This window comes from uncultured Salinicola sp., from assembly GCF_937921195.1.
Taxonomy (GTDB): Bacteria; Pseudomonadota; Gammaproteobacteria; order Pseudomonadales; family Halomonadaceae; genus Salinicola.
The window spans coordinates 1-6,859 of sequence record NZ_CALFQK010000144.1; the positions used below are offsets into that span (position 1 = coordinate 1).

The 6,859-nt window shown below is 67.2% G+C and carries 5 protein-coding genes and 1 pseudogene; 5 read left to right on the forward strand and 1 reads right to left on the reverse strand.

The window, feature by feature from the left end:
* A pseudogene (locus Q0602_RS16015) lies at positions 1-261 on the forward strand (MFS transporter); the annotation flags it as partial.
* Positions 262-312: 51 nt separating this feature from the next.
* On the opposite strand, the gene Q0602_RS16020 reads toward Q0602_RS16015, so the two are convergent.
* Positions 313-1,371: a substrate-binding domain-containing protein gene (locus Q0602_RS16020; RefSeq protein ID WP_295035946.1), complete on the reverse strand. Its 1,059-nt coding sequence runs from the start codon at positions 1,369-1,371 to the stop codon at positions 313-315.
* Positions 1,372-1,553: 182 nt separating this feature from the next.
* Here Q0602_RS16020 and Q0602_RS16025 point away from each other — a divergent pair, with 182 nt between their 5' ends.
* Genes Q0602_RS16025 through Q0602_RS16040 form a run of 4 tightly spaced genes read left to right on the forward strand, consistent with a single transcriptional unit; the run spans position 1,554 to position 6,817 of the window.
* Positions 1,554-2,060, forward strand: a complete 507-nt coding sequence (locus Q0602_RS16025; protein WP_298845441.1) for a formate dehydrogenase subunit gamma — start codon at positions 1,554-1,556, stop codon at positions 2,058-2,060.
* Positions 2,060-3,616 carry an NADH-quinone oxidoreductase subunit NuoF gene (locus tag Q0602_RS16030; RefSeq protein WP_298845443.1) on the forward strand — a complete coding sequence of 519 codons (1,557 nt, stop codon included), beginning with the start codon at positions 2,060-2,062 and terminating at the stop codon, positions 3,614-3,616. The genes Q0602_RS16025 and Q0602_RS16030 overlap by 1 nt, the downstream gene beginning before the upstream one ends.
* A gap of 2 nt (positions 3,617-3,618) precedes the next feature.
* Positions 3,619-6,483, forward strand: a complete 2,865-nt coding sequence (fdhF, locus tag Q0602_RS16035) for a formate dehydrogenase subunit alpha (RefSeq protein ID WP_298845446.1) — start codon at positions 3,619-3,621, stop codon at positions 6,481-6,483.
* 40 nt (positions 6,484-6,523) lie between these two features.
* Positions 6,524-6,817: a formate dehydrogenase subunit delta gene (locus tag Q0602_RS16040; protein WP_295035950.1), complete on the forward strand. Its 294-nt coding sequence runs from the start codon at positions 6,524-6,526 to the stop codon at positions 6,815-6,817.
* Positions 6,818-6,859 lie beyond the last annotated feature (42 nt).

Here is a 6,859-nt window from a genome sequence, read left to right on the forward strand (position 1 = left end):
CTCTACATCATGGCCGGCCTGCTGTTCCTGGGCCTGATTTGCAACGCCCTGGTCCAGCCGGTCAAGCCGGAGCAGCAGATGAGCGACGACGAACTGGCCCGTGAGCGCGCGCTGCAGAAGGAAGATAGCGTCTCCTCCAATGCCGAGACCGCGGCTCGCGGCAGCTTCGGTATCGGTGGCGTGCTGGCCTGGCTCGGCGTGGGCGTGCCGTTCCTGATCGGACTCTACATCGCCCTGGCCAAGGCGGCCGCGCTGTTCTGATACCGGCGCACTGCCCCTGAACGACGGCCGGACACGATCGTGTCCGGCCCTCTACGCCCTGTCCCCCGCCAGCAGCGCTTCGAACGTCTCCACCTCGCCACATCGATCCGCCGCGTAGCCGGTCAGTGATTCGAGCTGAGCGAGAAATCCCCTGGATCCCATGAACGTCAGCAGCTCCTGGACATTCTGCTGCCGCAGCCGATCCTCGGGGCAGACCAGCAGGTAGTGTTCGGTGGAGAGCGGCTCGAAGTCGAGCCCGAACTGCGCTGCCGCCGCTTCCAATCCAAAACCGACATCGGCCATGCCCGAGGCGACGTAGGCCGCCACCGCGGTGTGGGTGAACTCCTCCCGCTCGGCGCCCTGGATCTGGGCCTCGCCGATCCCCTCCTCCTCCAGCAGCAGATTGAACAGGATCCGCGTGCCGGAGTGCTCGTCGCGATTGATGAAGCGCACCCCGGGTCGGGTGAGATCGCTCAGCCCCCCGATGCGATCGCGATCCGCGGCGCGCAGGATCAACCCCTGTCGCCGGGTCACGAACCGGATCACGCGCAACTTTTGGCGCCCCAGTGGCCGCCGATAGACCCGCATCACCCGCGCCGCCAACCGCGGGCAGGTGGGCAGATGAAAGCTGGCCAGGTCGCACTCGCCGCGCTCCATGGCACTCAGCGCTTCCCCGGGATGGCAGTAACGCAGATCGAGTTCGCTGCAGCTCTCCGGCAACAGCGCCACCGCGTAGCCGTGGGTGGCGTGCAGTCGCAACACCGGGTGGGCGCCCTCCAGCAACTGCTGCAACTGGTTGTTTAGCTCCGAGGCCATGCTGTCGATCTGCGGCCCCAGACGCGCCTTCACCCGCTGCTCCGACCACAGCAGCTTCTCCCCCAGGGGGGAGAGCCGGGTACCGTGGCCCTTGCGCATCTCCACCAGCGCCATGCCGAAGAACGCCTCGCCACGATTGAGCAGATTCCAGGCGTGACGGTAGGATACACCGGCGGCTTCGGCGGCGCGCGTCAGCTTGCCGGACTCGCGCAGATTGGCGAGCAGACGAAACAGCACCGGGTCGAGCAGCTCGCCATCGTCACTGCGGAACAGCCAGGCTGGGGTGATATTCAACTTTTTTCTAAGCATCTTCGTTCATATTTTTTGCGCCTCCGGGGAGTGCTAGTTTGGCGAATAGCGGGACCCTGACTTAAACCAGTTAAGAACGACGATTCCTATAAGACGATTGGACGAGTCCCGGCATGCGTGAAGCCACCGTCGGGCACAGACCAGCAACTTGATGAGACGACCAGGCCATGTCACACGCTAGTCCGCAGGCCGCCGACACCTGGACGTCGGCGCAGATCCAGGCCGTTGTCGACGAGCACCGCTCGTTGCCGGGCGCCATGCTGCCGACGCTCCACGCGCTCCAGGACCGCTTCGGCCATATCCCCGAGGCGGCGATCCCGATCATCGCCGAGGCGCTGCGCCATACCCGCGCCGAAGTCCACGGCATCATCAGCTTCTATCACCACTTCCGCACCCAGCCGCCGGGGCGCCACGTGATCCAGGTGTGCCGCGCCGAGGCGTGCCAGGCGGTGGGCGCGCGGGCGCTGGAGGCGCACGTCAAGTCCGCGCTGGGGGTCGACTACCATCAGACCACGGCGGATCGCGAATTCACCCTGGAGCCGGTCTACTGCCTCGGCAACTGCGCCTGCGGCCCCTCGCTACGGGTCGACGACGAGGTCCACGGCCGCATGGACGCCGCCGGTTTCGACCGTCTGACGGCCCAGCTCAGCGCCACCGTGGTGGAGGTGAAGTGATGACGACCACGATCTATGTGCCCTGCGACACCACCGCCCGTTCACTCGGCGCCGACGCCGTGGCAGCACGCCTGACGCGGGCCGCCGAGCGCCTGGGCGTGGCGATCCAGCTCAAGCGCAACGGCTCCCGCGGGCTGTTCTGGCTGGAGCCGCTGGTGGAGGTCGAGACCGCGGCGGGCCGGGTGGCCTACGGCCCGGTGGCGCCCACCGACGTCGACGCCCTGGTCGAGGCCGGGCTGTTCGAGGGGCGTCAGGAACACGCGCTGGCCCTCGGCGACATCGAGGATCACCCCTATCTGGCGCGCCAGCAGCGCCTGACCTTCTCGCGCATCGGCCTCACCGATCCGCTGTCGCTCGAGGATTACACCGCACGGCAAGGTTTCGCCGGCCTGCAAAACGCGCTGGCGCTGGCCCCCCAAGGCATCGTCGACGAGGTCAAGGCCTCGGGGTTGCGCGGGCGTGGCGGCGCGGCCTTCCCTACCGGCATCAAGTGGCAGACGGTCCACGACACCCCGGCGGCGCAGAAGTACATCGTGTGCAATGCCGACGAGGGTGACTCCGGCACCTTCGCCGACCGCCTGGTGATGGAGTGCGACCCCTTCATGCTGATCGAGGGCATGACCATCGCCGGGCTCGCCGTGGGCGCCACCCAGGGCTATATCTACCTGCGCTCGGAGTATCCGCTGGCCCAGACGATGCTCGACGAGGCGATCGCCCGCGCCGAGGCGGCCGGCTATCTGGGCGACGACATCCTCGACAGCGGCCAGGCCTTCCACCTCGAAGTGCGCCTGGGCGCCGGGGCCTATATCTGCGGCGAGGAGACATCCCTGCTGGAGAGCCTGGAGGGCAAGCGCGGGCTGGTTCGCGCCAAGCCGCCGCTGCCCGCCATCGAGGGCCTGTTCGGTCAGCCTACCGTGGTCAACAACGTGCTCTCGCTGGCCGCGGTGCCGTTCATCCTCGACCAGGGCGGCCAGGCCTACGCCGACTACGGCATGGGCAGGTCCCGCGGCACCCTGGCGCTGCAGCTGGCCGGCAACGTCGAGCGTGGCGGTCTGGTGGAACTGGCCTTCGGTACCACCCTGCGCGAGCTGATGGAGAGCTTCGGCGGCGGCACGCGTAGCGGCCGACCGCTCAAGGCGGTGCAGGTGGGCGGGCCGCTGGGCGCCTATCTGCCCCAGAGCCAGTGGGACAGCCCCATCGACTACGAAGGCTTCGCCGCCTTCGGGGGCGTGGTCGGCCACGGCGGCGTGGTGATGTTCGACGACAGCGTCGACATGGGCGATCAGGCCCGCTTCGCCATGGAGTTCTGCAGCGTCGAGTCCTGCGGCAAGTGCACCCCGTGCCGAATCGGCGCCGTGCGCGGCGTGGAGGTGATCGACCGTATTCGCGCCGGCGAGCGGGCGGAGGAGAACCTCGCCCTGCTCTCCGATCTCTGCGACACCATGGTCGATGGTTCGCTCTGTGCCATGGGGGGCATGACCCCGTTCCCCGTACAGAGCGTGATGAAGCATTTTCCCGATGACCTGACACCGCGACAAGCCGAAGGCGGGAGGTAGTCATGCTGCAACATTTCGATCCGAAACAGTTCGACCGCGACTTGGGAACACCGGCAAGACTCTCGGAAACCCTGGTTCCGCTGACTATCGATGGCGTCGAGATCAGCGTACCGGAGGGCACCTCGGTACTGCGTGCCGCAGCGCTCGCCGGCATCACCATTCCCAAGCTGTGCGCCTCCGACAACCTCGAGGCCTTCGGCTCCTGCCGCCTGTGCGCCGTCGAGATCGAGGGCCGGCGCGGCTACCCCGCCTCCTGCACCACGCCGGTGGCCGAGGGCATGGCGGTCACCACCCAGAACGGCAAGCTGGCCAAGCTGCGGCGCAACGTCATGGAGCTCTACATCTCCGACCATCCGCTGGACTGCCTGACCTGCCCCGCCAACGGTGACTGCGAACTGCAGGACATGGCCGGCGCGGTGGGCCTGCGCGAGGTGCGCTACGGCTTCGACGGCGCCAATCACTTGGATGCCGAGATCGACGACTCCAACCCCTACTTCAGCTTCGACCCCAGCAAGTGCATCGTCTGCTCGCGCTGCGTGCGCGCCTGTGGCGAGGTCCAGGGCACCTTCGCCCTGACCATCGAAGGGCGCGGTTTCGACTCCAAGGTCGCCGCCAGCCAGAACGAGCCGTTCATGGACTCGGAGTGCGTCTCCTGCGGCGCCTGCGTGCAGGCCTGCCCGACGTCGACGCTGATGGAGAAGAGCGTCATCGACCAAGGCGTGCCCGAACACAGCGTGGTGACCACCTGCGCCTACTGCGGCGTGGGCTGCTCCTTCGAGGCGCAGATGAAGGGCGACAAGCTGGTACGCATGGTGCCCTACAAGGGTGGCGACGCGAACCATGGCCACTCCTGCGTCAAGGGACGCTTCGCCTTCGGCTACGCCACCCACAAGGATCGCATTCGCGAACCGATGATCCGCGACAGCATCGACCAAGCGTGGCGCCCCGTCGCCTGGGACGAGGCGATCGCCTTCGCCGCGCGACGCCTTCGGGAGACCCAGGCGAAGCACGGTCGCGAGAGCATCGGCGGCATCACCTCGTCGCGCTGCACCAACGAAGAGACCTATCTGGTCCAGAAGCTGATCCGCGCCGCCTTCGGCAACAACAACACCGATACCTGCGCGCGGGTGTGCCACTCGCCCACCGGCTACGGCCTCAAGACCACCCTGGGCGAGTCCGCCGGCACCCAGACCTTCGACTCGGTGATGAAGGCCGACACCATTCTGGTGATCGGCGCCAACCCCACCGACGCCCACCCGGTGTTCGCCTCGCAGATGAAGCGCCGCCTGCGCCAGGGCGCCACGCTGATCGTCGCCGACCCGCGGCGGATCGATCTGCTCAAGACGCCCCACGGCGGCAGGAGCCTGCACCTGCCGCTCAAGCCGGGTACCAACGTGGCGCTGGTGAATTCGCTGGCCCATGTGGTGGTGACCGAAGGGCTGGAAGACGCCGACTTCATCGCGAAACGCTGCGACAGCGACGCCTACCAGCGCTGGCGTGACTTCATCCAGGAACCCCAGAACTCCCCGGAAGCCCTCGAGACCGTGACCGGCGTGCCTGCCGTGCAGGTCCGCGAGGCGGCCCGCGCCTACGCCAACGCCGCCAACGGGGCGATCTACTATGGCCTGGGCGTCACCGAGCACAGCCAGGGTTCGACCATGGTGATGGGCATCGCCAACCTCGCCATGGCCACCGGCAACATCGGCCGCGAGGGTGTCGGGGTCAATCCGCTGCGCGGCCAGAACAACGTCCAGGGCTCCTGCGACATGGGCTCGTTTCCCCACGAACTGCCGGGCTACCAGCACGTCGCCGATCCCGCCGTGCGCGAGAAGTTCGAGACGCTCTGGCACACCACCATCGACGACGAACCGGGGCTGCGCATTCCCAACATGTTCGACGCCGCCATCGCCGGCACCTTCAAGGGGCTCTACGTCCAGGGCGAGGACATCGCCCAGTCCGATCCCAACACCCAGCATGTCGAGGCGGCGCTGACCGCGCTGGACTGCCTGATCGTGCAGGACATCTTCCTCAACGAGACCGCCAAGTACGCCCATGTGCTGCTGCCCGGCTCCACGTTCCTGGAGAAAAACGGCACCTTCACCAATGCCGAGCGACGCATCAACCGCGTGCGCAAGGTGATGCCGCCGGTGGCCGGCAAGGAGGACTGGGAGGTCACCCAGGCGCTGTCCAACGCGCTGGGCTACCCGATGCACTACACCCACCCCTCCGAGATCATGGACGAAATCGCCCAGTTGACACCGACCTTCACCGGCGTCAGCTATGCCAGGCTCGAGGAGCTGGGCAGCATCCAGTGGCCGTGCAACGACGCCTTCCCCGACGGCACCCCGACCATGCACGCGCTGGACTTCCCCATCGGCAAGGGCAACTTCGCCATCACCGAATACGTCGCCACCGAGGAGCGCGCCAGCCGACGCTATCCACTGCTGCTGACCACCGGGCGCATCCTCAGCCAGTACAACGTCGGCGCCCAGACCCGACGTACCGACAACAGCGCCTGGCACGCCGAGGACGTGCTGGAGATCCACCCCTCGGACGCCGAGGTCCGCGGCCTGCGCGACGGCGACTGGCTGGGCATCAGCAGCCGCGTCGGGCGCACGGTGCTGCGCTGCCGTGTCAGCGACCGCATGGCGCCGGGCGTGGTCTACACCACCTTCCACCATCCGGGCAGCGGCGCCAACGTGATCACCACCGACAACTCCGACTGGGCCACCAACTGTCCGGAGTACAAGGTGACGGCGGTGCAGGTGGAAAAGGTCTCCCAGCCCTCGTCCTGGCAGCAGCATTTCCGCCAGTTCGACGAACGTCAGCAGCGTTATCTGGAATCCGCCGAGGCGGCGCTCAAATGAGCGCCGCCGGCCACTCTTTCGACGTCAGGGAGCGCGCGAGATGAGCGACTCGAGCATGAATGATGCGGGCCATGGCGGGCCAACCGCGCCGCTGATCAAGATGGTCAATCAGATCAGCGCCAACAACCTGCACCATGGTGACGACGCCCAGGCGGCCGAACTGGTCGCCACGCACCTCAAGAAATTCTGGGCGCGCAGCATGAAGCGCCAGATCATCGACTATGCCGACACGGATGGCGGCGAGTTGAGCCCGGTATCGCGCCTCGCGATCGCGCGGCTGAAGACCCTGTCATCGACCGTCAAGGACTGGGAGGAGACCTCCGACGCGGGCTAGCGGCTGGCGTGAATCAGGGTATTGATGCCCAGACCACCCAGC

What these genes read in the sequence shown, in the direction of transcription:
- Q0602_RS16025 (WP_298845441.1), top strand. Translation starts at nt 1,554, where the DNA reads ATGTCACACGCTAGTCCGCAGGCCGCCGACACCTGGACGTCGGCGCAG.
- Q0602_RS16030 (WP_298845443.1), top strand. Translation starts at nt 2,060, where the DNA reads ATGACGACCACGATCTATGTGCCCTGCGACACCACCGCCCGTTCACTC.
- fdhF (WP_298845446.1), top strand. Translation starts at nt 3,619, where the DNA reads ATGCTGCAACATTTCGATCCGAAACAGTTCGACCGCGACTTGGGAACA.
- Q0602_RS16040 (WP_295035950.1), top strand. Translation starts at nt 6,524, where the DNA reads ATGAGCGACTCGAGCATGAATGATGCGGGCCATGGCGGGCCAACCGCG.